The 26051-nt window shown below is 66.8% G+C and carries 24 protein-coding genes; 10 read left to right on the top strand and 14 right to left on the bottom strand.

Annotated features, from left to right (window positions below; translation table 11 throughout):
• Window positions 1-92 precede the first annotated feature (92 nt).
• Together ACFVVM_RS05635 and ACFVVM_RS05630 are read right to left on the bottom strand one after the other, a co-directional pair.
• Window positions 93-320, bottom strand: a complete 228-nt coding sequence (locus ACFVVM_RS05635; protein ID WP_387613270.1) for a hypothetical protein — start codon at window positions 318-320, stop codon at window positions 93-95.
• A 303-nt stretch (window positions 321-623) separates the two neighbouring features.
• Window positions 624-1550, bottom strand: coding sequence for a DUF4436 family protein (locus tag ACFVVM_RS05630; protein WP_387613267.1), 927 nt, complete (start codon window positions 1548-1550; stop codon window positions 624-626).
• A gap of 88 nt (window positions 1551-1638) precedes the next feature.
• Between ACFVVM_RS05630 and ACFVVM_RS05625 the strand changes: the two genes are divergently transcribed.
• On the top strand, window positions 1639-2778 hold the full coding sequence (locus tag ACFVVM_RS05625) for an agmatine deiminase family protein (RefSeq protein WP_387613265.1): 1140 nt from the start codon (window positions 1639-1641) through the stop codon (window positions 2776-2778).
• 60 nt (window positions 2779-2838) lie between these two features.
• Here ACFVVM_RS05625 and ACFVVM_RS05620 read toward each other — a convergent pair whose 3' ends face one another.
• The 4 genes from ACFVVM_RS05620 to ACFVVM_RS05605 form a co-directional block, all read right to left on the bottom strand.
• Window positions 2839-3501, bottom strand: coding sequence for a response regulator (locus tag ACFVVM_RS05620; protein WP_387613262.1), 663 nt, complete (start codon window positions 3499-3501; stop codon window positions 2839-2841).
• A gap of 192 nt (window positions 3502-3693) precedes the next feature.
• Window positions 3694-3912, bottom strand: coding sequence for a hypothetical protein (locus ACFVVM_RS05615; protein WP_387613259.1), 219 nt, complete (start codon window positions 3910-3912; stop codon window positions 3694-3696).
• Window positions 3909-4211 (bottom strand): hypothetical protein, encoded by a 303-nt coding sequence (locus ACFVVM_RS05610; protein WP_387613256.1) that lies wholly within the window; start codon window positions 4209-4211, stop codon window positions 3909-3911. Before ACFVVM_RS05610 ends, ACFVVM_RS05615 begins: the two co-directional genes overlap by 4 nt.
• A 302-nt stretch (window positions 4212-4513) precedes the next feature.
• Window positions 4514-5845: a hypothetical protein gene (locus ACFVVM_RS05605; protein WP_387613253.1), complete on the bottom strand. Its 1332-nt coding sequence runs from the start codon at window positions 5843-5845 to the stop codon at window positions 4514-4516.
• 1178 nt (window positions 5846-7023) lie between these two features.
• On the opposite strand from ACFVVM_RS05605, the gene ACFVVM_RS05600 reads away from it, so the two are divergent.
• The 3 genes from ACFVVM_RS05600 to ACFVVM_RS05590 all read left to right on the top strand — a co-directional run bounded on the left by ACFVVM_RS05600 (window position 7024) and on the right by ACFVVM_RS05590 (window position 8988).
• Window positions 7024-7389 carry a hypothetical protein gene (locus ACFVVM_RS05600; RefSeq protein ID WP_387613250.1) on the top strand — a complete coding sequence of 122 codons (366 nt, stop codon included), beginning with the start codon at window positions 7024-7026 and terminating at the stop codon, window positions 7387-7389.
• Entirely contained in the window at window positions 7386-7946 is a 561-nt protein-coding gene (locus ACFVVM_RS05595) for a hypothetical protein (protein ID WP_387613247.1), read from the top strand. The genes ACFVVM_RS05600 and ACFVVM_RS05595 overlap by 4 nt, the downstream gene beginning before the upstream one ends.
• A 499-nt stretch (window positions 7947-8445) precedes the next feature.
• Window positions 8446-8988, top strand: a complete 543-nt coding sequence (locus tag ACFVVM_RS05590) for a hypothetical protein (protein WP_387613244.1) — start codon at window positions 8446-8448, stop codon at window positions 8986-8988.
• A gap of 98 nt (window positions 8989-9086) precedes the next feature.
• Here the strand turns inward: ACFVVM_RS05590 and ACFVVM_RS05585 are convergent, their stop codons facing one another.
• Window positions 9087-9770 (bottom strand): hypothetical protein, encoded by a 684-nt coding sequence (locus tag ACFVVM_RS05585; protein ID WP_387613242.1) that lies wholly within the window; start codon window positions 9768-9770, stop codon window positions 9087-9089.
• A gap of 354 nt (window positions 9771-10124) precedes the next feature.
• Here ACFVVM_RS05585 and ACFVVM_RS05580 point away from each other — a divergent pair, with 354 nt between their 5' ends.
• The 3 genes from ACFVVM_RS05580 (at window position 10125) to ACFVVM_RS05570 (ending at window position 13637) form a co-directional block, all read left to right on the top strand.
• Window positions 10125-11771: an ankyrin repeat domain-containing protein gene (locus tag ACFVVM_RS05580; RefSeq protein WP_387613240.1), complete on the top strand. Its 1647-nt coding sequence runs from the start codon at window positions 10125-10127 to the stop codon at window positions 11769-11771.
• Window positions 11772-11884: 113 nt separating this feature from the next.
• Window positions 11885-12262 carry a hypothetical protein gene (locus ACFVVM_RS05575; protein WP_387613238.1) on the top strand — a complete coding sequence of 126 codons (378 nt, stop codon included), beginning with the start codon at window positions 11885-11887 and terminating at the stop codon, window positions 12260-12262.
• Window positions 12263-12413: 151 nt separating this feature from the next.
• Window positions 12414-13637, top strand: coding sequence for a lipase family protein (locus tag ACFVVM_RS05570; protein WP_387613236.1), 1224 nt, complete (start codon window positions 12414-12416; stop codon window positions 13635-13637).
• A 20-nt stretch (window positions 13638-13657) separates the two neighbouring features.
• Here ACFVVM_RS05570 and ACFVVM_RS05565 read toward each other — a convergent pair whose 3' ends face one another.
• From ACFVVM_RS05565 to ACFVVM_RS05540, 6 genes are all read right to left on the bottom strand, one after another.
• Window positions 13658-14302 carry a TetR/AcrR family transcriptional regulator gene (locus tag ACFVVM_RS05565; RefSeq protein ID WP_387613234.1) on the bottom strand — a complete coding sequence of 215 codons (645 nt, stop codon included), beginning with the start codon at window positions 14300-14302 and terminating at the stop codon, window positions 13658-13660.
• 9 nt (window positions 14303-14311) lie between these two features.
• Complete coding sequence (locus ACFVVM_RS05560) at window positions 14312-16072, bottom strand: ABC transporter ATP-binding protein (protein WP_387613233.1); 1761 nt, start codon at window positions 16070-16072, stop codon at window positions 14312-14314.
• Window positions 16069-17949 carry an ABC transporter ATP-binding protein gene (locus ACFVVM_RS05555; RefSeq protein ID WP_387613231.1) on the bottom strand — a complete coding sequence of 627 codons (1881 nt, stop codon included), beginning with the start codon at window positions 17947-17949 and terminating at the stop codon, window positions 16069-16071. The genes ACFVVM_RS05560 and ACFVVM_RS05555 overlap by 4 nt, the downstream gene beginning before the upstream one ends.
• A gap of 362 nt (window positions 17950-18311) precedes the next feature.
• Complete coding sequence (locus ACFVVM_RS05550; protein WP_387613229.1) at window positions 18312-18704, bottom strand: hypothetical protein; 393 nt, start codon at window positions 18702-18704, stop codon at window positions 18312-18314.
• A 55-nt stretch (window positions 18705-18759) separates the two neighbouring features.
• The gene (locus tag ACFVVM_RS05545) at window positions 18760-19590 is read right to left on the bottom strand and encodes an SAM-dependent methyltransferase (RefSeq protein ID WP_387613228.1); all 831 of its coding nucleotides are present in this window, start codon (window positions 19588-19590) and stop codon (window positions 18760-18762) included.
• A 95-nt stretch (window positions 19591-19685) separates the two neighbouring features.
• Window positions 19686-20441 carry an SDR family oxidoreductase gene (locus ACFVVM_RS05540; protein WP_387613226.1) on the bottom strand — a complete coding sequence of 252 codons (756 nt, stop codon included), beginning with the start codon at window positions 20439-20441 and terminating at the stop codon, window positions 19686-19688.
• A 155-nt stretch (window positions 20442-20596) separates the two neighbouring features.
• Here ACFVVM_RS05540 and ACFVVM_RS05535 point away from each other — a divergent pair, with 155 nt between their 5' ends.
• Window positions 20597-22600 (top strand): protein kinase, encoded by a 2004-nt coding sequence (locus ACFVVM_RS05535; RefSeq protein ID WP_387613224.1) that lies wholly within the window; start codon window positions 20597-20599, stop codon window positions 22598-22600.
• On the top strand, window positions 22576-23793 hold the full coding sequence (locus ACFVVM_RS05530; RefSeq protein WP_387613222.1) for a hypothetical protein: 1218 nt from the start codon (window positions 22576-22578) through the stop codon (window positions 23791-23793). The genes ACFVVM_RS05535 and ACFVVM_RS05530 overlap by 25 nt, the downstream gene beginning before the upstream one ends.
• A 1-nt stretch (window position 23794) precedes the next feature.
• On the opposite strand, the gene ACFVVM_RS05525 is transcribed toward ACFVVM_RS05530, so the two are convergent.
• A complete protein-coding gene (locus ACFVVM_RS05525; RefSeq protein ID WP_387613220.1) occupies window positions 23795-24316 on the bottom strand; it encodes a glutathione peroxidase in 522 nt (173 codons plus the stop codon).
• A 137-nt stretch (window positions 24317-24453) separates the two neighbouring features.
• Between ACFVVM_RS05525 and ACFVVM_RS05520 the strand changes: the two genes are divergently transcribed.
• A complete protein-coding gene (locus tag ACFVVM_RS05520) occupies window positions 24454-25944 on the top strand; it encodes an FAD-dependent oxidoreductase (protein ID WP_387613218.1) in 1491 nt (496 codons plus the stop codon).
• The last annotated feature ends 107 nt before the right edge of the window (window positions 25945-26051 follow it).

Below are 26051 nucleotides of genomic sequence, written 5' to 3'. Positions count from 1 at the left end.
ATACTGACTGAAATTTTAGTCGAATCCTGTCCCGGAACGACGTCGGGTCCTGTCCGGCGCGCCGGACAGGACCCTCCGGAGATCGACCGCCGTCAGGCGTGCGCCCAGAACATCACGACCACCTGGTCATAGGGGTCAGGATCGACGCACACGATCGGAGTGCCCCAGGGATCGTTGTCACGCGCACCCACGACGCCGCACGCGTCACCGATCCGGTGCGCCGTGGGGTCGAAAAAGGCGGACGCCGGAGCGGCCAGGCCCACTGCGGCCGTCGAGACACCGACACCCACAACGAGAGCGGCGAGCATGTTCTTCTTCATCGTCATTCTTCCTTCGGATCAGTTGTCTGGAGCGATTTCCAAGCTATTGCGAATCCCGGAACCGCCGCATCCTCCGTAATGCCGACTTCACCGCGCCGAGCGGATGGTCTCCGCCAGCCGATGACGGAACAACTGTCGGGCGAATTCGCCGTTGCGACCGCGAATGCCACCGACACCGCAGGAGACACCCCCGCCGAAAGTCGGATCGATTCCCGTCGATCGGCCGTATCCGCACGTACCGCCGGCTGCCTACGCTGCTACCTCATGATCAACCGCAAAAGGCCGGCCCCGCGCCGGCCCGATTCATCGGCCATCGGCCGGTGCAGCGGTAGCCTCCGCTCTGGCGCCGGCGATCACGGTGGCGATGAGGCAGAAGGCGATGATCGCCTCCGCCCACAGAAACGCGACGTAATCCAACAGCGAGCCGATGGGCGGGGAACCCGGCGCGGTGTTTCGGAACGCCGCGAGCGCGAACAGGGTCGCGGCCATCCACCCCAGCGCCGCCCACACCAGCCCGAGACGACGGGTGATCAGGAACCGACTCCCGATCACGACCGCGATGGCCAATGCCCACATCGCGGCCATCATGAGTATCGCGAAGATCAATACGCCATTGGAGCGGCTCACGCTCACCTCGAATCCGGCGACCCCACCGTCGGAATAGGCTTCGACGGCGGGATGGAACAGCGCGTCGCTGTTGGCGAAACTCACTCGCACCGGAACCGGTTGGCCGCCCTGTACTGCGGCGAACTCGATATCGGTGGCGTACTTGTCGAACGGATAGTCGGTGATGGTGCCACCGGTGAGCGCCACCGGGACATCGACCGACGAGATTCGGGATTCCGCGCGAAAGACCAAGTCCTGCTGAATATTCGACGATGTCAGCAATATCAGATCCGCCGACGGGGAAAGTCCACCGTCGTCACTCAGCGCGCCGCGCGGCGTGGCCCGCACCCGCAGGGTGAGTTCGCGCCCGGCAGCATCGACGCGCTGAACGGAGGCGTCGATATCGATGCGGTCGGCGCTCTCGGACGTCGCGACGACGGTGGTCGTCTCCAAATCGAGCCGCTCCCCGACTTGCACCCAGATTCCCACCCCGATCGCGGCGATCGCGGCGATTATCGCGACAGGAAGAAAGGCGGGACGACGCTGGGCGATTGAACGCTTCGTTGTCACTCGATCCTCACCAGATTTCGATTCGGCGCCCGACATCGCGTCGGCGAGACCCATTCTCACCGACGCCCCACGAGGGGGAAAGCACCCGATGTCGAGGCGGTGTTTCCAATATTTCAGTCAATCATCCCCGAACGGAGAAACGATGAGTGAATTCAGCCGAAGGACGATGCTCCGGAACAGCGCCATGGCGGCTGCGGGCGGCGCGGCACTGCTGGGCCTCACCACAAACAACCCCGCCGGACTCATGGCCGTCGGCTCGGCCGCTCCCGGCAGCTCCAGCGGACAGTGGTTCATGCCCGCCGAGACCGCCCGGCACGCTCGCACTTTCATGGCCTGGCCACCGCTCGGCTCGGTGTGGACCGGCGAGGACGGACCGGCTGTCCAGGACGACATCGCGGCCATCGCCAGGGCCATCGCCGACTTCGAGCCGGTCGTCATCCTCGCCGAACCCGCCGAGGTCGATGCCGCCCAGCAGGCGTGCGGTTCCGGGGTCGAGGTCGTCCCGATTCCCACCGACGACCTGTGGATGCGCGACACCGGTCCGACTTTCGTCCTCGGCCCCGGCGGCCTGGCCGGTGTGGATCTGCACTTCAACGGATGGGGCAACAAACAGCCACACGGTCGCGACGGCCTGGTCGCGAGCTCACTCCTCGCCAGGATGGGCACTGCGCGCATCGACGCCGCGATCGTCGGCGAGGGCGGTTCGATCGAGGTGGACGGCGAGGGCACGCTGATGGCGACCGAGAGCTCGCTGGTCAACGCCAACCGCAATCCCGGAAAGTCCCGCGACGAAATCGAGCGCGCACTGAAGGACTGCACCGGCGCATCGAAGGTCATCTGGGTCAAAGGTGTGGCGGGACAGGACATCACCGACTTCCACATCGACGCTCTCGCCCGCTTCGCCGAGCATGGCGTCGTGCTGATGAGTCAGCCACCAGAAGGCGACAACGTGTGGACGCGCGCCTATGACCAAGCCCTCGGCGTGTTCCAGAACGAGACGGATGCCCGTGGTCGGCGCCTCGAGATCATCGACCTGCCCGAGCCGGACCCGCGCAACCTCGGCGACCGCGGCGAGGACTTCCTCGGGTCGTATGTGAACTACTACGTCGTCAACGGCGGCGTGATCATGCCCCGCTTCGGCGACCGCGCCGCGGACGACGTAGCCAAGGGAATCGTGGCGGATCTGCATCCCGGCCGCACCGTCGTCCAGATGGATATCGACACGATCGCCGAGGGCGGTGGCGGGATCCACTGCGCCACGCAACAGGAACCCGCTGTCTGAGCCGCCGTCGGCGGACCCACGAACGATCGCGGGTCCGCCGACGGGATCCGGCACGGAAGGTCACCGCCGTTTCGTCACATCCCCACCGAGCAGTCCGGCACGCTGAGCGACCAGCGCTGCCTGGACACGACTGTTCACTCCCAACTTGGCGAGAATCGCGCTCACATGATCTTTCACCGTCCCGATGCTGAGATAGATCCGCTGGCTGATCTCGCTGTTGGACAACCCCTCCGCCACCAGCACGAGGACTGCGCGCTCACGCTCGGTCACGGTTTCGAGTCGGGCGAGCTCTGCCTCGCTGGCAGCCGAACCGCTCAGATCAATGGCGCCTTCGAGCAGCGATGTCGCGGCTCTCGGCGACAGGACCACGCCCCCCGCGGCCAGTGTCCGGATCAGTTGCGCCATCTGCTCCGGGTCGGTGTCCTTCAGCAGAAAGCCCGCGGCGCCCGCACGCAAGGCGGCGATCACGTATTCGTCGGTATCGAAGGTCGTCAGCATCGCGACCACCGGCGGATCCGGCAGCGCACACACTCCGCCCAGCACCGTCAGCCCGTCGACATCGGGCATCCGGATGTCGAGCAGCACCACATCCGGACATGCCGTCTCGACGACTTCCACAGCCCCGGCACCGGAGCTGACGCCCACAACCTCTATGCCAGGGTCGACGTTCAGGATCATCTGGAATCCAGAACGCACCAATGCCTCGTCATCGACGATGACCACTCGAATCACAGTAACCCGCTTCAGTCCACGAATTGCAAGAACCACGGTACAGCACTGACCAAATATTCAATCAACGCACGACTCCCCTGCGGTTCCCACGGGGCGGCGGAGGTTCACCACCACGATTCCGACGTGCACCGGGACTCGCGCGCCGAACCACGTCACCCGGCTCACGCCACGCATCGACACCACTCAGCCGATCGCGTGCACCCACTGCCGGTGTTCGATCAGCGGGCGGAGACGATCCTCGTCGGTCATCGCGAGCAGCCCGGACAGCCGCCCACCCGCCACCTCGCCGGCCGGGGTGAAGACCTGCACCCAGGCGTCCGGCAGCACCGGCAGCGACATGCTCGTCAACTGCATGGCGATCGTGCCGACCACCAGATGCCGTATCGCCTTGACCACATTCACCGGCAAAACCGGGGAACAGCACGATAGGCGTCGTTGTGGGTCAGCACATCGTATTTCGCGGTCAACAGCGCCGCGGGCAGCGGAGACACCTGCTCCAGAATCATCGGCAGCCCAGGCGGCATGGCCCACTGCCCCGCCGAACTCGGCACGGCCGGCACATCGGCCAGCCGGTACAGATGCGCCTTCTCCACCGAATCGAGACACAGTGTGCGAGCGACGGCGTCGAGCACCTGAACGCTGGTATTGATCGGCCTGCCTTGTTCGAGCCAGGTGCACCAGGTGACGCCGACACCGGCCACATGTGCACCCTATGTACTCACGTTGCCTGAGCAGTGCAAAGGACACCTAAGAATGTCTCGGCCCAGTTCCATCACCGACCCGGTCAGCCGGGCTGTACTCAGGCGGCAATGTGGTGCAGGGAGAGGCTTGCCAAGTCGCGCGCTCAGCGCATTACCCGCACACTTGTGCTGACTAAAGTCAGTGCTGATCAGTCTGTTCTGAAACGTCTTGCGCTGATGAGGGTGCATGGGTCGCCGACCAAAGCGCGAGCGGATAGAAGTCTCCCGGCGACCTGCAACCCAGGTCCGCAGTCAGCCGCGGGTCAGGACCAACCCGCCACAGACGCAGCTCGGCACAACAGCTGCGCACCTTCCGCGACTCGCCCCTGACGAATCATCAATCTCGCCATCACATCGATGCTGTTGCCGAGACGGAAACCCGGTTCCACTACCGCAATCGCCTCGTCGAGCCGACCGACCGAGACCAGCAAATCGGACAGATACGCTGCACCCTCCGGTTCCCCGACTTCAGGACGAACCCGCAACTCCGCGATCGCCTGCGCGGTGTGGCCGCAGCAGTCGAGCAGCCCGGCGCGCTCGACCAGTAGCTCCCACGTCATGCCGCCCGCTATGACGGCGCAATCATCGATCAGCGCCAAGGCTTCGTCCGGACGCCCCAGGTCGAGAAGCAGCGTCCAAAAGAACTGCAGAGAAACAGCATCCAGAGGATCCACAGCTTTGCGCAGCTCTGCCAGCCCCTCCCCGACCCGGCCCGCACGGAGAAGCAACTGTCCCAGTGCCGCGTTTGGATGGTATGCCGCATGACAATTCTCGGGGTCGGGCATCGCACGGATAGCCGAAGCCACTCGATCCGCGTCCACATCTTCGGGCAGGTGCTCGACCACATGGCAGATCTCTCGAGCATCGGCGCGTTCTGCCAGCAGTTCACCCAACTCCTCGTAACGCTCATGGCGGATCAGCACCGTGATCAACTGTTCAATGATGTTGCTGGAAAACTGGTTCTCGCTCAGCAGGACGACGGCCGCATCAACTAGTCCTTGCCGCTCGAGCACCACCGCCAACAGCTCGACGTGCAAGACAATTCCGTCGAATCCCGCACCTGGCCGCCGAAGCCGGTCGATGGCCTGGCGCAACAACCGGGTGATTTCTTCGTCGCGACCCAACCCCTCACTGATCTCAACCAGCGTCCGCACATGAACCCAATCATGGACACCAGGCCGCAGCAGATCGACTGCCTCACCGGCGCGCCCGGCGTCGGCCAGCAGCCTCGCCGAATACTCGATGGCGTCGCGATCACCGCTCACGACCTTGGAACGACACAGCGCAAGAGCCTCGTCCGTGCGACTGCAGTCGGCCAATATCGTGGCGACGGCCTTCATCGCTGTCCACCAGCCGGTCTGGGCGAACGGCCGCAACACCTCGATCGCCGCGGCGTGCTGACCGTTCTGGTGTTGCACGGCCGCCAGACCGTGTGCGCAGAACCAGTCACCTTGCCCGGCCCGCCGCGTGACCTCCTCGACATGCCCGAGCTCGATCAGCAGCGACACATCCGACTCGTGCAGCCACCCGTCATACCAACGTCGACGCCGATCCAGTTCGGCTGCATCCTTCACCGTCGCAACGGTATCGGTCACGTCCAGTGATGCAAGCTGAGCTACTTCCTGGACCTATAAGGTACGCCGGCCGCACGGGTCGCGGCATGAGCCCGTTGGCGATGGCCCTGGCCCACCCGGACAAGACGACCGTCGCCACCGAGAACCTGCGATGCGGGCTGCGGGGTCAGTGGCTACCACGGACTCGATCTGCACCACGGAAACTCCAGCGTTTCCTCGATGCGACGGTGGAATCCCTACCGCGAGCCGGCGACGGCGCTGGTATGGGCGCTCACCGAGCGCCCGGTCGGCGATCCGGACAGCGGCGGGGTCGTCGACCTGCACAATCGGCTCCACGCGCGGCTGCGAGCTCCGCAGCTGTTGGTCGTTCTCGAACAGATGCGGCAATTGTCCCCACACTGTTCGGACCGAACACCTACCCGATCGCGGCTCAGGAGCGAGTCGTCTACGACGACGGGCTGATCGTCGTTGATGGGGAGCAGCGGCACCGTGGCACCTTCCTGCGACCGTCCGCCCTCACCGACCCCGACGTGCTGAGCCGAACCCTGCGCATCTGCGCGGACCACCGCGCGACAGACCTGGCGCATGCGATCCGGTGCGAGCAAACCCTGGTGACCGGCCTACCCGCTTCATCGAACGCGCCACCACGACGCCCGTCGCCCCGGGTCGTTACGAGGCGGACCCGCGACCGAGCGTCCCCGACCTGGTCGAACAGGTCTCGACGTGTGCCTCGGTGTGAGTCCGGACGCGGTGGCCCTGTATCTGCAGCTACTGACGCTCGCCCGCCCCACCGACCGCGCCGTGCGTTGCTTCAACGACTGGACTCCGGCCCGGCACAAGAAGATTCAAGCCGAGCTCGTCGCCGAGCGATCGGTCGTCGAAGACAAGCGTGCCCGGGCCGGACGCACGGCGTTCATCCCCGGACCGTGGACCTCGACGGTGCAGGCACCACACCTGCCGCTCGAGACCGCGAAGCTCCAGCGACACCTTGGTGCGCGTCGACGACAAGACCACCGTCGGCCCGTACACGGCGATTCTTCCCCCTCGCCCGCTCCACGAGATGTTCGCCGACGCTTGGGACTCCCGGAATGCCTGATCACGGCCGTGAGAGTTGTCGGCGTCGGGCAGAGGCGGTTCCGCGACAGTCGTGCTTGTTTCGGAGACGCGCTGGGTCCACGTAGAGTTCGGCGATGCGGTGGTTGTTCACGGTCCTGATCCTTTCTGCTACTTGTCTTTCGGTGGCACCAACGGCTTCGGCGGACCCGTTCGACGGCGAGCCAGTGAAGACCGTGCAGTTGGTCTACAACTTCGGCCGCTGCGACACGGACCTGCTCGTCTTCTCGAGTGATGTACCGGTGCGACTGGATCTCACGGTGCGCAATCAATTCGACCCGGAGGCGCGGATGCGGATTCCGCTCTTTCTCTGGTCCCATGACCTGCCGGTGACCATCGATCCGGTGACCCATTCGGTGAAGTTCATGGCGCGTGCGGGCGAATACGCGTTCGATGTCGTGACCGGGCCCGACGACCGCCCACTGTGCGAGGGCACGCTCATCGCCTTGTGAGCCCACGCTGGGCGCAGCACACCAAGCAGCAGGTAGAAGAGATCGAGCGACTTGGCGGTGAACTCGGCAAGGCGACGGATACGATGGAGCGGCTCAATACGACAGTGCGCAAGCAGAGTGCGTCGATCGACGCGGTGGAATCAGACCTGAAGGACTCCAAGGCCGACCTGTCGCTTGGAGCAGGGCAAGGTCGAGGAAGGCAAGCGCCAAAGGCCCGTGATGCCGAAACCTTCGAGAACGATCGGTCGCTGATCGAAGAGGTCATCGGCCAGCGCGACCAGCACGGCGGGGCGGCCTCCGCTCTGAAAACCCAACTCAAAACCGAGCGCGAAGCGCACAACCGCACCGAGGCCGCGTTGGTTTGGCGCGCGAGGCTGTTGAAGGTCATGCTCGCCGTCTGTCTCGTGCTGGCGGTTCTCGTTCTGCTCAGCAGCTATCGATCTCGAGGCATCAACGCCAAGAAAGCCTGGACCGGTCAGGAGCACCGAATGCGACTGAAAATGCAGCTGAATCAGTTCGGCGCGTTGTACAAACGGGATCGACCACACTCGGCCTGATCGCGCAGCCACCCGGCGTACCGTTGGACTGATGCTGTCGGTCGGGAGAGATTGGTGGAAGTCGCGACCATCCGCTCGATGCCCGCACCGGCACGCTGTGGTCAACACACGAACGAGCTAGTGCTCGCAGTCGCCCCGTGTGGGCTGTACATGGTCATTCCGCAGGCGAGGAAGGTGTGCGTGCGGTGGTACGCGGGGGTTGAGGAGTGTGTAACCGACGTCTCACCCCGGAAAGTGGTTCCACCTCTACACCACCTATCGCCTGAGCTGCGGAAATGCGCTAGCTGCGCCCGCTTGCTCGGGGGAGCACGGCGGGATGGGTACGCCTGCCCTGGTTGTGGCTCCTGAACGATCGCCATGCTTCGATCGAGGCTGCGCTCGTAGAGGAGTGAGACCCGTTGGTGCAGAACACTTCCTGACAAATGCCGCCCGGCAATGCAGCACGATGGCCGTAGACCAGCCCTGATCCCGCGCGCAGCGGGAGTCAGTTGGGGGAGCAATGACGGCAGCATTCTTCGCCGCGTTGGCCGGCTTGGTCGGCGTCATGATCGGGCGGCTGTGGGATATACGATCCGAATCGACTCGCTGGCGCCGCGATCAGAAGACCGCCAGCTATCAACGCGTCATCGAACAGTTCCAAGCCACCTACGAAGCGATTCGTGTAGTCGCCCTGACCGATACCGACGCAGCAGCATTTCACGCCCTGATCGAGCACACCCGTTCGGGCGGCTTCGCGGCCTGGGACAGCGCGGTAGCCGCCGTGTGGCTCCACGGGTCGACTGACGTCGTCATCGCGGTCACTGAACTCGACGAAGCACTCGGGGCCTTGTTCTCCGCCGCAACTGACCGGCAGATTCAAAACCGCGCCGAGTGGGAGCAGGCGCGCCAGCCAGCAGGGGCTGTTTTCAAACAGTTCGTCAACGCGGCGCGTAGGGAACTCGACCTTCCCCCAGCCCCTGTAAGAGTGTTCCACTCTGCACAGATACTCCCGACAACCGGGCACGACTCGGCCGCAATCACCGAACAGCGACGGGGCTCCTGATGACTGCCGCGCTACTGGCAGCGTGCGCTGCCGTCCTCGGCATCGTGATCGGCCGCTTCTGGGACCATCGCACCGAAGCAACCCGCTGGCGGCGGGGGTCATCTAAGAATGCGGGCGCACAGCGTGGTCGTCGTAGAGAATGACATCGGGCCTGTCTGGTAGATGGTGATGACGGCATCGGCGTCCGGGAAGTCCAGTTGGCACCAGTTCAACGAGCCGATTCCCACCACCTCGACCTGAGCTTTCGGATCGGTGCACGGCGTCAGTTCGAGGTCGGGGCGTGCGTCGTCGATCCAGGTTTCGGACTTCGCGTTGTACAGACATTCCCCGACGGTGGCGCTGCCCACCCACCGGGTCGGTGGTGCTGAGGTCGTAGTCGGTCCGAGAGCCCACGCGGGGATCGGGGTTGCAGGCGGCGCGGGCAGCGTCGGCGGATTGACAGCGCTGTAGATCATCAACGCCACCAGTGCCGCTGCGGCGATCGGGACTGCGAAGCCGACCACCTGCCAGCGTCGATAGAGCGGCTTCCCCGGCGACATCGGCGGCCACGGGTGATCCTCGGGCGCTCCGAGCCCACCGATCCTGATCCGGTGATACAGATTCGCGAGCATCATGGCGGGATTGATCAGCAGCGAGAATTTTCCCCACCATCCGCGCCACAGGCTGTCCGCGGTGAGATCGCGATACGTCGTCAGCCCACAGTCACGACAGAACGGACCGTCGACCTTGATGTTCTGTGATGTGAGGACCATGCCGCGGTGGCCGCGGAGAACCGCCCGCACGGCCGGGACCGCGCCGCAATGACGGCAGCGAACCGGGTTGTGGAGATGGCGAAACCTGTTTGAGGACAACGGGACCCGATCTGCGAATGGAGGAACTGGGTCCGCCGCGACATGCATGACGAAGCGATCGTAGCGCCATGTCCCAACCGCAAGTGAGACCGAGCGGGGGTCGGTGGGCTGACGCTGCACGGCGGTTTTCGCTTCGAGGGAAGAGATCTCGAAGCGGATCGGCGGCCTCGTGCACGGTGGGCGCAGATGAATAGGATCAGTGCGGTGCGGGGTGGGTTGAAGGGCAGAGGCGAGGACCGGACGTCGACGGTGATCGCGGCGGCAGGGGCCGGAGATGTGGTCCAGTTGACGCAGTTGCTGGACGAGTGGCCGGGTCTGGTGAACGCCAGAGGGTGGATGGATACCACCCCGCTGATCGAGGCGACGTGGCAGGCAGAGTCGTTTGCCGCGGTACAACTTCTGCTGGGCCGTGGCGCGGATCCGTTGGCGACGCGCGTGCACGGGGACAACGCTCTGCATTTCGCGACCAGCGGCCCGATCGCCGAACTGCTCGCCGAAGTAGCCGGACCGCGGGGACTGGCAGCGCGATATCTGTTCGAATCGACACCGCTGCACGTCGCTGTGAAGAAGAACCGGCGCGATGTCGTCGCCGCTTTCCTGACCGCGGGGGCTGATCCAGCGCTGACGGCCACTCGGGCCGCCGACGACAATCGGGTCACCGCCTTGGACCTCACGGACGACCCCGAGATCGCGCGCCTGTTGATCGACGCCAGCGCCCCGGTACAGACACCGCAACCGCACACTCCGCTACACCGTGCCTGTGCACTGGCCGCGGATCTGTCGTGGGCCGAGGTCGCCGAACTCCTGCTAGCACGCGGTGCCGATCCGGGACAGCGGGACGAATTCGGCGACACCGCAATCGACATCCTGAATCCCGATGCACCAGAGGCGCTGCGCGCCGCAATGATCGACATTCTGCATGCCGCGAACCGAACGCTCGAGCTCGAACTCCATGATGTCGTGGTCGGTGCGCACGAGGACTTGGCGATCCATCCTTCGCTCCCGGAAGCGTTGAGCAGTATGTACTCGGGCGCCTACCTGGTGCACTGGCGATTGACACCGGACCTCAAGCCGGTACGGATCATCAGAGTCCCTGGACGTCAGAAGATCCGTGGGCCCTACGGATCGACGAAAGGCATGCGAACGGCCTTTCTCGCGGACGAATCGGTGCTGTTGCGGGACTGGCGCGACCTCGACATCGTCGACGTACTCCCCGCTGAACTGTGTCCCCGGCGTGTGCAGGGATACGCGGCGTGGTCGCCGAACGGCCGGCTCCTCGCTCTCACTGGCGGTGAGGAGTTGGTGGTCGTCGACACCGAACACGGTCTGCGGCACGACGCCGACGATGACGAGGAGATCGTGCTGGGTGATTGGAGTATCACACCGCAGTTCTCTCCCGACGGGCGTCGTCTTGCCATCGGCAACTGCATGCAGGGGACAGCGTGGCTGAGTTTGATCGACGTCTCGGAACAAGGCGGCCTCTCCCACCGCTACGAACGCGAAGACCTGCCACGGACTGACCACTCCAACCTGGTTGGGTCAGTAACGTTCAGCCCGGACGGGCACCGATTCGCCGCCTGGATTCGACCGGACCACGGACAGAATCGACCGAACGGCTACCGCGGTCTCGTCGTGGTCGTAGACACAGCGACCGGCGACCCGGTGTGGCATCTTCGCATCGACAACGACGTGACCGGCGTTGACGGCGGGGTCTGGTCGGCATCGCTGTGCTTCGCTGCCTGCGGCAACTGGGTCGCGGTCGGTCTCGATACCGGTGTGCTCTGGTTGAACGCGGAGACAGGAGCACCTGCAACTCAACTCACGTCGATCGGCGCGGTGCGAACCCTGGCGGGCGCCGCCCACATCGGGGTTGTGGCGGCGACAGCGCGGGGTCTACACCGCGTTCCACCTCCACCACCCCTATCTCGATAACCTGCTGACATGGCGGAAAACAGGGCTCAGGTCGATTCGTCGCATTCCGGGGGCTTCCGATGACGCGTTTCCCGGATCGCCTTGCTCAGTGGCGAGGGGTCAGGTGTGAGCAGGTGCAGGCAGTCGAGTACGAGACGCCGTCGACCGAGTTGATCTTCTCGGTTGACACCACCATCGATTTCAGTGACGGGACGGGGTTATCTGCCCAATTTTGGAGGTTGACAAAGAAGGGCCGACCGGAGGTGAGCATCTTTGATCATCGTCGTCAGTACGGCTTGCCGGCGCCGATCGACGCCTTGAGCATTCTGCGTCATGAGCTTGTCGGCAGGACGTTGCTGGTAGCAGAGCTGGACCAAACCACGGCGGACTTGAGGTTCATGTTCGAAGGTGAACTGAGGCTGGAGGTCTTCAACTTCACCGGCTTCGAAATATGGGAGTTGACGTTCCCCGACGGCACTGGCGAGTTGTCGAACTATGCGCTCGAGGATTGACGGAAAGACCGCCGCCGCGTGGTTTCGGTACCTGGACGTGTGGATGCCCTCCCACCGGATCAGACTTCCCTGCGGTTTGGGTACCGGGTTCCATCAGATGCACTACGCTCGGCCGCGAACTAGAACAGGTTCTCGGGGTGGGAGTTTGGCGATGCGGGCGGAGAACGCGACACTGCGGGTGGCAGTGGTCGGTGCGGTTTTCGCGCTGATCGCGGCGTGCGCGGGTTGGGCTGTGGCTGTGCCGCTGCCGGAACAGGATCCGTTCTACGCCGAGGCCGCTGGTCTCGCGGACCTACCCAACGGGAGCGTGCTCGCGTCTCGGGCGATCGAACCGAAGTCGTTCCTGCAGCCGTTGCCCGCGGAGGCGTGGCAGGTGCAGTACAAGACGATCGACAATCATGGGGCGCCCCGGGCCTACGTCACGACAATTCTTGTGCCGCATCGGGAATGGACTGGCGGCGGTCCGCGTCCGTTGTTGTCGTACCAGGTCGCCGAAGATGGTGTCGGGTCGAAGTGCGCGCCCTCGTATGCGCTGCGCGGCGGGATCGATGCCGGGCCGAGCAATGCGTTTTCCGAGACCGGTGTGGTTCGTCTCGCCCTGGAACAGGGTTGGGCTGTGGTCGTGCCGGACTACCAGGGGCCCGACTCCGATTTCTTCGGTGCTGACGGCTATGCGCGCGGCGTGCTGGACAGCATTCGTGCCGCCAGGGCGTTCGCGCCCGCGGCCGTCGACCCCGCGGCGCCGATCGGCATGTGGGGATACTCCGGCGGGGCGCAGGCCACTGCGATCGCGGCCCAAGCGCAGAGCACCTACGCCCCGGATCTGCGATTGAACGGTGTGGTGCTGGGCGGGGTCGTCGCGGATCCGGAGGCCACCCTGTCCGGGTTCAGCGGTGGATTCGTCGGAGGGGCAGCTGTGGTCGGACTGGTGGGGTTGAACCGGTCCTATCCGGATGCCGGTGTGGCACAGTATCTCAACGAATCCGGCCGCGCGATGTTGGCGGTGAGCCAGGCCGATTGCCTGCATGACGCCGCTCTCGCGTATCCCTTTCTCGACGTGGCGGCACTGGAGGCTTGGCCCGGATCGATCACGGACAACCCCGAATTGAGCAAGGTTGTACGGAGGGCCAGTCCCTTGTTCTATCCGGGCATCCCCGCCGCGCCGGTGCTGGTCCATCACGCAGTCGGTGATCAGTTCGCGCCCATCGACGGGGCTCGGGCGCTCGCCGAAAAGTACTGTGCTGGCGGGATTGCGGTGCAGCGAGTCGAGAATCCGTTCGGCGAGCACGCTTCCGAAGCCGTGGTGGGATCATCGACGGCCATGGCCTATCTGGCCGACCGATTCGCGGCGAAGCCGGCGTCGAGCACCTGCTGATCAAGTGGGGCTTGCGCCCGTCACCCCTCCGGCCAGTCGTGTTCGAGGGCGGAGATGATGAAGCGCACCTTGACGTCGGTGCTCCCCCGGCCCGTCCACGATTCCTGGGGCTGGAGCACGGAGGTGTTGTCGCCCAGGGCTTCTCGGACGCGGTCGAGGCCGCTGGTTCCGGCGGGGTCGAGGGAGCGCATGGCCTGGACGCCGAGGTGACAGGCGAAGACGGTGTCGCCGAGGAAGTCCAGGGCGAACATGGCTTGGGCGGGGGTGATGCCCTGGGGGGTGAGGCTCGCGGCGTAGGCCTCGAGGATGTGGGCGATGCGGGTGAAGGACGGGGGGAAGGCGTAGACCACGCGGGGCAGGCCGGGGTTTTCCTCGCAGACGCGCCAGCATTCGTCGGCCCATCGGTGGAGGGTGTCCTGCCAGGTGGCGTCGGGGTCGGGGTGGCGGATCGTGGCGGCGATGGTGTCGAGGCAGGCGATGACGATGTCGTCGCGGGAGGCGAAGAGCCGGTAGATCGCGGTGGTGACGACGCCGATCCGGTCGGCGACGGCGGCGAGGGTGAACTTGTCGATGCCCTCGTCCATCGCCGCCCGGATCACGTCCTGCTCGGTGAAGGCGGGTTTGCGACCCACCTTCTTGCCCGCCGCCCATCCAGATCCGCTCATGCGCACAGGCTAATGGTTCGTCAGTTGCCACCCCTGGGAGCTGTGCAGGTGCTGCCAGAATCGGGCGTAGGTGCCCTCGGCCGCGAGGAGCTCGTCGTGGGTGCCCTGGGCGGCCACGGTGCCGTCGCTGTCGAACTGGATGATGTGATCGGCGCGGGCGATGGTGTCGAGGCGGTGCGCGATCACGATGACGGTGGCCTGTTCGCGCAGTTTCTCGACGGCGGCGACGATGTGGGCCTCGTTCTCCACGTCGAGGGCCGAGGTCGCCTCGTCGAGCAGGACGATGGGTGCGCGCTTGAGCAGTGCCCGGGCGATCGCCACGCGCTGGCGCTCACCGCCCGACAGCGCCCGACCGCCCTCGCCGACCCGCGTCTTCCAGCCGTCGGGCAGGCGTTCGGCGATCTCGATGACTCCGGCGAGGTCGGCGGCGGCCCGGACCTCGGCGGTGGTCGCGTCGGTGCGCCCGACCGCGACGTTGGACTCGAGGGTGTCGTCGAACAGGTAGACGTCCTGGAAGACCATCGACAGCTGGGCCATCAGCTGTTCGGTGGTCTGTTCGGTGACGGGCAGCCCGCCGACCGACACCGTTCCCGATTCGACGTCGTAGAACCGGCTGATGACGCGCACGACCGTGGTCTTGCCGCTGCCGGACGGGCCGACCAGGGCGGTCATCGATCCGGCGGGCACGGTCAGCGACACCTCGCGCAGCGCGGGCTCGGCATCGGCGTGATAGCGGAAGGTGACGCCGTCCAGCGCCACGGCGCCCGGCGCGGTGAACGTGGCGGGAGTGGCCGGTTCGGGGAGTGGCTCGGCGGTGAGCACCTCGTCCAGCGCGTCGAGCAGTGGACGGCGCGACTCGAGCCCCACCGCGTTCTCGGTGATCGACGAGAGGATGGACGAGAACCGCAGGGTCAGGCCGATGAAGGCCAGCGCGGGAATCGCCGCCAATGTCCCGGTGACCGCGAGCGATCCGGCCGCGCTGATCAGGGCGACGACCACACCCTGGGTGACCATTCCGCCTAGCAGCAGACCCGCGGACTCGAGCCACAGACCACGCGTCTTGGTGGTGTAGGCCCGGTCCAATTCCGCCGAAAGCGGGGCGAAATCCGCACTGCGCCCGCAGGATCGCAGCGCCCCCTGGCACTGGGCGTACTCCACGATCCGGTCCGCCAACGCGATCTCGGCCGGTTCGTGGATCGAGCGGCCCTTGCGCATGAGCCCGGTCGACACCAGGGTGATCACCACGAACACCGGCACCGCGAGGGTGAGGATCAGCCCGAGCAGCGGGTTCCAGAGCCAGGCCGCGACGATGATCACCGCGGCCGAGGTGACGCGGGCGACCAGCGGCCCGAACATGTGCGCGAAGATCTCCCCCGCCGACATCAGCTCCGTCGACACCATGCGCGAGAGGCGGCCCGCCACCGGACGGGCGAACCAGCCCAGCGGTTGCTTGGCGACCTGGTCGCCCACCAGCCGGTGGATGCTGACCAGGAAGTCGAGGGCGACGGCGTAGTTCTTCCTGCTCTGCAGATAGTTCACCGCGAAGCTGGCCGCGGCCAGCGCGGCGAGAACCCAGAGCCACCCGGCCAGGCCCATGCCCCACACGGGGCCGTCCTCGGCGAGCGCGCTGATGGTGGGCAGCAGCGCGGCCAGCGCCAGGCCCTCGACCAGCCCGGCCAGCACACTGACGGCGAGGGCGGTGCGGATCTTCTCCGGCCGCGACACCATCCGGCCCATCCTGGGCACGATATCGATCAGGGGCAGGGTCATCGCCGGTCTCCTTCGGGCGTGCCGGTGGTCAGCTCGGCGCCGGTGTCGCGCCACAGTTGGGCGTAGCCGGGTTCGGCGAGCAGTTCGTCGTGGGTGCCTGTTGCGGTGATCCGTCCCGAGTCGATGAGGATGATCTGGTCGACGCCGGTGATCACTTCCGGACGGTGGGCGATGAGCAGTACGGTCCGGCCGCGGGCGAGGGCCGAGAGCGCCTGCTGGATCTCGTGCTGGGATTCGGGATCGGTCAGCGCGGTGGCCTCGTCCAGCACCAGTACCGGTGCGTCGACGAGGAGTGCCCTGGCGATCGACACGCGTTGCGCCTGTCCGCCGGACAGTGCGGTGTCCTTGCCGTAGATCGTGTCGAATCCCTGTGGGAGTGCCTCGATCTCGTCGAGGATCTGTGCCGCGGCGGCGGCTTCGCGGATCTGGGTGTCGGTGGCGTCGGGGCGGCCGAGGGCGATGTTGTCCCGGAGGCTGATCCGCAGTAGTTGCGGATCCTGCAGCACGAAGCCCACCCGTGAGTACAGGTCGGTGATCTGCGCTACCGGGACGCCGCCGATGCTGATCGTGCCCGAGCCGGGGTCGTCGAACCGGGCCAGCAGCGTGGCGATCGTGGACTTGCCCGAACCCGACGGACCGACCAGTGCCGTGACGGTTCCCTCCCGCAGGGTGAAGCTCACGTCCTCGATGGCGAGACTCGAAGTGGTCTCCGCGCCATAGGAATAGCTGACGTGGTCGAAGACGACCTCGTGGGACCGCGGCTCGCTCCCCGTTTCGCCGTCCGGCAGCACGGGGGTGTCGAGCAGGTCGACGAGCCGCAGGGCGGCGCCGCCCGCCAGCTGCTGTGCCCACATCGAGTTCATCAGTACTTCCAGCGCGTACGGGATCAGCAGTGCGATCAGCGCGGTGGCCAGCACGTCGGCCGCCGTCACCGCGCCGCTGTGGACCAGCAGCGAGCCGACCCCGATGTTGACCAACAGCACCAGAGGTACGGCCAGGAACGACGTGGCGAGCGCGGAGACCCGGATCAGCGGTTTCACCCAGTCCAGGTAGAAGGCGTAGAACTCGTCGGCGGCGTCCTGATAGCTGCGGTGGGCCCGGCCGACGCGGCCGAAGGCCTTCACCACCGCGATGCCCGTGACGAACTCGACCATCCTGGCCGACACGGTCGACAGGCGCTGATCCATCTCGACGGTCTTCTCGCCCATGCCGATCATCGGCAGCATCATCGCGCCGATGTAGAAAGGCAGGGTCGCGATGGTCAGCAGGCCCAGCCGCCAGTCGATGACGAAGGCGTAGACCATGAGCGCGATCGGCATCACCACGGCGTTCGTGCCGTCGACCGGCTTGTGCGCGATGAGCTGGTGGACGGTGCCGATCTCGTCCTGCAGTGCCTTGCGCACCCTGCCCGAGTTGGTGGAGGTGAACCAGCCCAGTGGAACCCGGGCGAACCGCTCGACCATGCGCAGCCGGACGAGATGTCCGAACCGCGCGTCGGCCATGTGGGTGAGGGACAGCGCGACGAAGTAGATCACGAGCCGGAGCCCGAACGCGCCGAGCAGAATTCCCAGCCAGCGGTTCACCTCGGCCCCGTCGACGGCCAGCCCCGCGGCGTGGGCATCGAGGAGCACCTCCCCGATGCGGACCAAGGCGATGTAGGGAACCACGGCCAGCACACCCGACACCACCGCGAGCGACCTGCCCGCGGTCAAGGTCGCCGACACCGGTTTCAAAAGGTCACGCAGCGCCCGCGCGCCCGCCTTCTGCTGCTCCTTCATCCTGCGTTTCGTCTGCTGCTCGCCAGCCCCCTCGGCATCCCGCGGCGGTTCGCCGAGGAGATGTTCCGATGGGTCGGCCGACGTAGTCACTGCGGTCATGACACTCCTGGATCGGACCTACTGTTCACCCCAACCCGCAGCGGCACGACCACCATCAAGTTAGGTTTGCCATACTTAATAATGAATGGGGTTCACAATAAGGCAGCGCGGCACCGTCCACAAGAGCCCCGACCTGCCGCCGAGCTGGAAGCGGGCGGTGGTGCACCGATTTCGGCGGCGGAACGAGCGCCTGTACACGGACACTCTCGAAGTCTCGGACAGCTTTCGGACGGAAAACTGCGTCGAGGTCACCCGAAGCGGTGTGTGCTTTTCATCGATGGACGCGCCACTGCCATGCAAGAGGCGCATTTCGGTGGGATCGTCGTCGAAACGGCGTCCGATGAGTGGGAGAGTCCGCCGTATTACGGCGTGTAGACCATGTGTACCGCAAATTTGAAGCCGGAGTCCGTGTCCCGCACGTCAACTGCCAGGCAGAGGTCGCTGCGACCTTCTTCCGCGGTCCACAGATCGATCAGGACTTCCCAGCTCGCGCCGCCGCTCCACATGGCGCACGAAGTCTCCCAGGTTTGATCCGGTAGCTCGACAAGGGTCGCTCCGTAGGAATCGATGCTGTCTCGAATGTGTGCCGCCAGGTCGTTCGACAACGGCTCGACGGAGTCGATCTCGCCGATGAGCTGGTAGTCGTTGCGCGCGAGCGATCCAACGATCAAGTGGAGAACGGGCCGCCAGATGCCGGCGACGGGCCGCTGGATTTCGTCTTTGACGGGGAACAGACCGTTTTCCGGAGTACTCATCCGTCCATCGTGGTCGACCGATCCCGGTATCCGGGTGGTCCGGTACCCGTTTCGACTATCGCTTGTGGCCGATGCCGCCGAGGATGCAGTGGCGGACGGCGTTGAGGGGGGTGAGGTGGGGGCCGTCGGGCCACCAGTCGTCGCAGCGGACGAGGCCGGGGTCGACCATGTCGAGGGTGCCGAACATGGCTTGGATTTCGGGGCGGGTGCGGAAGCGGCCGCTGCCCATGGGGCTGTGGATGAACTTCTCTTCCATTTTGCGGGCGAGGTCGCTGTATTCGGGGGTTTGGGGGTCGTGGAAGTGGGCGATGGCCACGAAGGAACCCGCGGGCAGGGCGTCGATGTAGGTCTGCATGAGGGCGGGGCCGTCTTCGCCGAGGTAGTGGTGCAGGGTGCCGATGTGGAACAGGGCCAGGGGGCGGGTGAAGTCGAGTTCCTTGCGGACCGTGGTGTTTCCGAGGACCTCGAGTGGGCGGAAGATGTCGGCTTCGGCGATGTGGGTGCGGCTGTTGCTGGCCAGCAGGGCCTGGCCGTGCACCAGGACCGAGGGGTCGTTGTCGACGTAGACCACGCGCGATTGCGGGTTGACCCGCTGGACCACCTGGTGGGTGTTCTCGGCAGTGGGCAGGCCCGACCCGAGATCGAGGAACTGGTCGATGCCCGCCTTGGCCAGGAAACGGCACGCGCGGATCAGGAAATCGCGGTTGGCCCAGGCCAAGTCGTTCACCTGCGGGGCGACGGTGCGGACCTGGGCCAGCACCTCGCGGTCGACCTCGTAGTTGTCCTTGCCGTTGAGCGCGGCATCGTAGACACGCGCGATGCTCGCGCGTGTGGTGTCCACCCCGACCGGAACAGCGCTGGGGTAGGCGGCGGAAGATTGCGACATCGGGCGCCTCCGGGCCTCGAACCGACTGTTCGAACCAGCGTAGAGCATCGGTTCCGTTGGTACAGAAGCAATCCCGCCGCCTGCCCGCGGCGCCGTCAGCCCTCGATGGGCCAGCGATCGTCGAGCCACTCCTCGAAGGTGGGACCGGCGATGATCGTGTTCGAGCCCGCCAGCAGGGCGCCTTCGGCGAGCAGCAGATGGTCCGGATCGGTGGTGTCGACGACCTCGCGCACCTGCGCGGGTCCGCCGCGCCGGGCCACCAGTCGTGCGACCGCGTCCACGAGCCACCACTGCTGCGGTCCCGCGATCTCGACGAGATCGGTGCCGCCGTCGATGGCCACCTCGGCGACCTTCTCCGCGGCCGTGCGCGCGGCGACCAGTTGCGCGCGATAGCGCGGGATCTCGGCCGAATCCCCCTGCGTCGTCCAGGCGAGCATCATCTCGGCGAACTCGTGGAATTGCGCCGCCCGCACGATGTGCACCGGCACCGAGCCCTCTCGATAGGCCCTTTCCTGGGCGAGCTTGCCCGCGTAGTGCCCCGCGGTGAACCCGTCGATCCCGATGATCGACACCACCACGATCCGCCGGACCCCCGCCGCCCGTGCCGCGGCGCCGACCGTGCGGGCGACGGTGCCGAAGAACTCGGTGACCTCCGCCGTCTCGGTGGTGGTGGAGTTCACCGCGTCCACCACCACATCCACCCCGGTCAGCGCCGCCGCCAATCCCTGTCCGGACCGGACGTCGATTCCGGCCGACCGCGTGATCTCCACGATCTCCTCGCCCCGGTTCTTCAGGATGTCGACCACTTCCCGCCCGATCCGACCACTGGCCCCGACCACTGCGATCCGCATCTACCTTGCTCCTTCTTCGGTGTGGTTGTCACCGGGTCGACGAAGCAGACGAGCGATGTGTGACATCGAGTCAAGACCGCCGTGTACGGGACGCGGCGGCAGTGGTCACGGGTGTGACGATCGCTCGAGCAGCGATCCTGGGCTAAGTTGACAGCATGCACGAGCTCGCGGCCGGTGTGGTCTTCGCCGGTTTTCGGATCGAGCGGGTGCTCGGGTCGGGTGGGATGGGCAGTGTGTACGCGGCGCGGCATCCGCGGCTGCCTCGGTTGGTGGCGCTGAAGTTGCTGCATTCCTCGTATTCGGCCGATCCGGTGTTTCGGGGGCGGTTCGAGCGGGAGGCCGAGCTGGCGGGGCGGCTCGATCATCCGAACATCGTGGCGATTCACGATCGGGGCAGTGAGGACGGGCGGCTGTGGATCGCGATGCAGTATGTCGCGGGCAGCGATGCCGAGGCGGCGGTGCGGGAGGGGCCGGTGCCGTCGGAGCGGGCGCTGCACATCGCGCGGTCGACGGCGGACGCGCTGGACTTCGCGCACGCGGCCGGACTGCTGCACCGTGATGTGAAACCGGCCAACATCCTGCTACGCGACGGTGCGCCGGGAGTGAGTGTGCAGCAGGTGCTGCTCACCGATTTCGGGATCGCCAAGGCGATCGACGAGGGCACCGCGCTCACCCAGACCGGATCGCTGGTCGCGACCCTGCGCTACGCGGCGCCCGAGCAGCTCGACGGCAGGCAGGCGGGGCCGCGCTCGGATCAGTACTCGCTGGCGTGCACGCTGTTCCACCTGCTCGCCGGGCGGCCGCCCTACACCGCGACCACGGCGGGGGCGCTGGTCGGCGCGCATCTCATGCAGCCGGTCCCCCGGATCAGTGAGCTCGTCCCAGGGCTGTCGGTCGCGGTGGACGCGGCCTTCGAGCGGGCGCTGGCCAAGAATCCCGATCAGCGCTACGCGAGTTGCGCCGAGATGGTCGCGGCGGTCACCACCGCCGTGACCACGGGTGCTGCTCCGACTCAGCCGATCACCGATCCGCGCGCGCTGCTCGGTCAGGGAAACGCTCAACCGCACACCGATCCCCCGGCCGGCATTCCCGCTCAGACCTATGTCGATCCGCAGTCCGGCGACCGAACGCGCCCGAACACCGACCCACGTTCCGAGAATCCAGCCCACCGCTACACCGACCCACAGTCCGGCGGCCGCGCCCAGCCCTTCACCGACCAGCCGTTCGCCAATCCGGCCCAGCCCCACACGGACCCGCGTTCGGGCGGTCCGGCCCAGCCCCTCACAGACCCGCGTTCTGGCGGTCCGGCCCAGCCCCTCACGGACCCGCGCTCGACCGGTCCGGCCCAGTCCTACACGAACCCGCGCTCGGCCGGTTTAGCCCAGCCGTACACCGACCCAGGACTCGGCGGGCCCGACTCAGGCCCGTACAGCGGTGTCCCGCCATACACCGATCCGGCCGCCGGTCACTCGCTCACCGACGCCGGACGAGGGCAGCCATTAACCGGTCCGGGCAGCGCGATCCCCACGCACTCCTCCTCGAACAGTCATCCGCTCGATTCCGGCCGGTCAGCACACGAGAACGGCACTCGACGCGGCCGAACCCCCTGGATCGTGGCGGCCGTGCTCGGGGTGGCGGCCGTCCTCGCCATCGTGGCGACCATCGTGCTCACCAACCGGAGCGGGACGGGGACAGGTCCCGCGCCGAGCACGACGACGGTCGCGCCGACCACCACGGCCGACGCGTGGGCGGCGGCCAGGCCGACCATCGCGATGTTCCCCGATCTGCTTCCGGCGAGTCCGGACAGCGAGGGGTATCGGGGCTTGCGGTGCAGTTTCGCGACGAAGAATCCGGATGCGGTGTGGGACACCGGGTTCAACTGCACCGACCGGGAGAACCTGGAACTGCAGGTGCTCTCGCATCCCGATGCCGAGACCGTCGGGCGATTCGTGGCGACCATGCCCGCGGGCACGAGCGAGCAGGTGCGCTCGCGCTACGGCAGGCCGCTGACCGTGCGCAGTTTCAACGGCTCCACCGGGCCGTGGCTGCTGGTGCAGTTCGACGCCGCACCACATTCGACCGTGCTGCTCCAGGTGTTCTGGAAGGGCCACACCCATCAGGAGATGATCGACGAATGGTTGACCAGCGCACCCCTGTGACCGCGCGCCTGGCGCTGGGCGGGCTCGCCCTGCTGCTCGCCGGCTGCGCCTCCGTCGACGGTGCCGCGACGGCGGGCGAACTCGACGTGCGTGGCCTCGACGTGGGCAGCTACACCACCGCACCGGCCGATATCGAGGTCGGCCGCAAGCCCACCGACGGGCCGATCCTGGAAGGCCTGCGGATGGCGGGCGCGGTGGTGTTCCCGCACGAGGTCGACGAGTCGCTCACCCACAACTGGGGCACCGATGTCCTGGACACCCCGCGGCGGACCGCGGATGCCTCGGCGATCTCGAATGTCAATCTGGCGACGCTGGAACGGCACGGCATGATCGTCGGCTTCGACATCGCCGAGGGCAACCGGGCTTTCGACTCCGCGACCCCGACGATCGAGACCGACGCGCGGGTCACCCGGGTGGTCCTGCTGCGCTTCCCCGACACCGAGCGCGCCGCAGCGGCCGCGCGCGATCTGGAGACCACCGATTTCGCGGTGAGCCCGGACAACGAGGCGGTGCCGATCCCCGGATACCCTGCGGCACACGCGCATTGGCGCCCCGGCATCAAGACGATCGGCGCGACCTTCGCCCACGGCGAGATCGTGGTGAGCCTGTTCCTGCAGCATCCGACACCTGATATCGACGCCTTGGCCCAGCGTGTCGCCGATGTGCTCGACGCCCAGGTTCCATTGCTCGACGAGTTCATTCCCACCGCGCCCGACGAGATCGCCGAACTACCCCGCGATCCCGACGACATGCTGCGCCGCGCCCTGATTCCCGGTCCGGCCAACCAGCAGATCGCCATCTCCTCCCGCGAATTCGCGTCGTGGAACGGGCGCGCGACACTGCACTACCGGCCGAACGAGCCCGCCGAGCTGAGCGCGGCCTGGGACGACGGCGAGGTCGACAGCGTGGCGCACTCCTACAGCACCACGCTGTTCCGCTTCCGTGACGCCGATGCGGCGACCGCGTTCGGCGACGTCTGGCACGACACCCTCAGCGCGTCCGCGCATCCGGTCCCGACGCCCGAGGGTGTGCCGGGCGCGCACTGCGCCGAACGTCGCGCGGGCACCGCACCGGCGTTGACCCGGTGCTATGTGAGCTATCGCGGCTACGGCGCGTTCGTCAGCGGGCCCGAGCCCACCAGCGTTCGCCGGCAGGCCGCGGCACAGTACGCGCTGCTGGCGAACGCGCAGTAGCTCAGAGCTGGGCTTCGATCGCCTGCACGACCTCGTCGGCGTCCGGGGTGGTGCGCGGACGGAACCGGCCCGCGACCGCGCCGTCGCGACCGATCAGGAACTTCTCGAAGTTCCACTGGATGTCGCCCGCGGCGCCCTCGGCGTCGGCGGTCTCGACCAGCGCGGTGTAGAGCGGGTGGCGGTCGTCGCCGTTGACATCGGCCTTGGCCAGCAGCGGGAAGTCGACGCCGTAGGTGACCGCGCAGAACTCCTGGATCTCCTCGGCGCTGCCGGGCTCCTGACCCATGAACTGGTTGCAGGGGAAGCCGATCACGGTGAACCCGCGCTCGCCGTAGGTCTTCTGCAGTTCGACCAGGCCGCCGTACTGCGGGGTCAGCCCGCACTTGGAGGCCACGTTCACCAGCAGGACCGCCCGCTCGCCCGCCAGCGCGCCCAGCGTGGTCGGCTCACCGGCCAGGGTCTCCACCGCGATGTCTCGAATGTTCGCACTCACCACTGCACCACCAGATCTCGTCGTCCGCATCGGTCGAGCGCCACCGTACCGGAGCGCGCCCATCGCGCCCAGTGCAGCACAATGACCCGCCTACTGGAACACGTTCTTGTTTTGTCGACGGTGACGCGGCACCATTTCGGTACACACCCGAGCACCGGAGGCCTGCTGTGACCGAACCCCAACCCCGCATCGACACCGTCCGGCCGCTGCGCGCGAGCGCCGTCGCGCAGTGGGACCTCGAAGCCGACGTCGTGGTCGCCGGATACGGCATCGCCGGGGTGTGCGCGGCGATCGAGGCGGCGCGTGCCGGAGCGCGCGTGCAGATCCTGGAACGCACCGGCGGCTGGGGTGGTGCGGCCGCGCTGGCGGGCGGATTCGTCTATCTGGGCGGCGGCACCGGGCTGCAGAAGGCGCTGGGCTTCGACGACACCCCGGAGAACATGGCCACCTTCCTCACCGCGGCGCTCGGTCCCGGTGTCGACGAGGCCAAGATCGCCGACTACTGCGCCAACAGCGTCGAGCACTTCGACTGGCTGGTCGAGTGCGGTGTGCCGTTCAAGGAGTCGTTCTGGGGCGAACCCGGCTGGGAGCCGCCGCACGACGAGGGCCTGATGTACTCCGGCGGCGAGAACTCCGCACCGTTCCTCGACCTCGCGAAGCCGGCGCCGCGCGGGCATGTGCCGCAGCTGGCGGACAAGAAGATCGGTGAGCGCAGCGGCGGATACATGCTGATGAAGCCACTCGCCGACACCGTCGCCGAGCTCGGGATCGCCGTCGAGTACGACACCAGGATCCGGCGGCTGATCGTCGACGACGACGATCGCGTGGTCGGCGTGCTCGCGACCACCTACGGCAAACCGGTCACGGTGCGGGCCACCCGCGGTGTCGTGCTTGCCACCGGCAGCTTCGCCTACGACACCGAGATGATCGACCGCTACACGCCCAAGCTGAGCGGACGGCCCGGTGCGGCCATCGAGGAGCACGACGGCATCGGCATCCGCCTCGCCCAGGCCCTCGGCGCGGAGTTGGCGCACATGGACGCCAGCGAGGTCGCCATCTTCGGCGATCCGCAGATGATGGCGCGCGGCATCCTGGTCAACGGGCGCGGTCAGCGCTACATCACCGAGGACACCTATCCCGGCCGGATCGGGCAGGCGACGCTGCTGCAGCAGGACAATCAGGCGTTTCTCATCATCGACGAGAAGTCGCTCGAGGAAGCCCTCGCCACCGTGAGCGCCACGCCGTTCTTCCGGTTCCAGCCCACCTGGGTCGCCGAGACGGTCGCCGAGCTCGAAGCCGAGATGGGCCTGCCCGAGCAGACCCTGCAGACCACGATCGCCACCTACAACCGGCACGCCGAGAACGGCAGCGACCCGCTGCTGGGCAAGAAGCCCGAGTGGGTGCGCCCGATCTCGGGCTCGCTGGCCGGCTTCGACCTGCGCGGGTTCACCGCCGGATTCACCCTGGGCGGCCTGCGCACCGATCTGGACTCGCGGGTGCTGCACGTGAGCGGCGAACCGATTCCCGGGCTGTTCGCGGCGGGTCGGTGCACGTCGGGGCTGTGCGCGGGCGGCTACGTCAGCGGGGCCTCGCTCGGCGACGGCAGCTTCTACGGTCGTCGTGCCGGCAAGGCCGCGGCGGCATCCGCAACGGACTGAGCCACGCGGCACCCACCGGCGCCCCCGTGTCAGTACGCTGCTTGCAACGCCGTGGCCGACCACGAGTCCGGCTGTGCTCGCGGGCTTTTCACCGCCGCGAGCGGGCG

The organism is Nocardia sp. NPDC058176 (assembly GCF_042883805.1).
Lineage (GTDB): Bacteria > Actinomycetota > Actinomycetes > Mycobacteriales > Mycobacteriaceae > Nocardia.
Note: the sequence above shows the minus strand (reverse complement) of the source record. Positions and strands in the feature narration are given on the sequence as shown.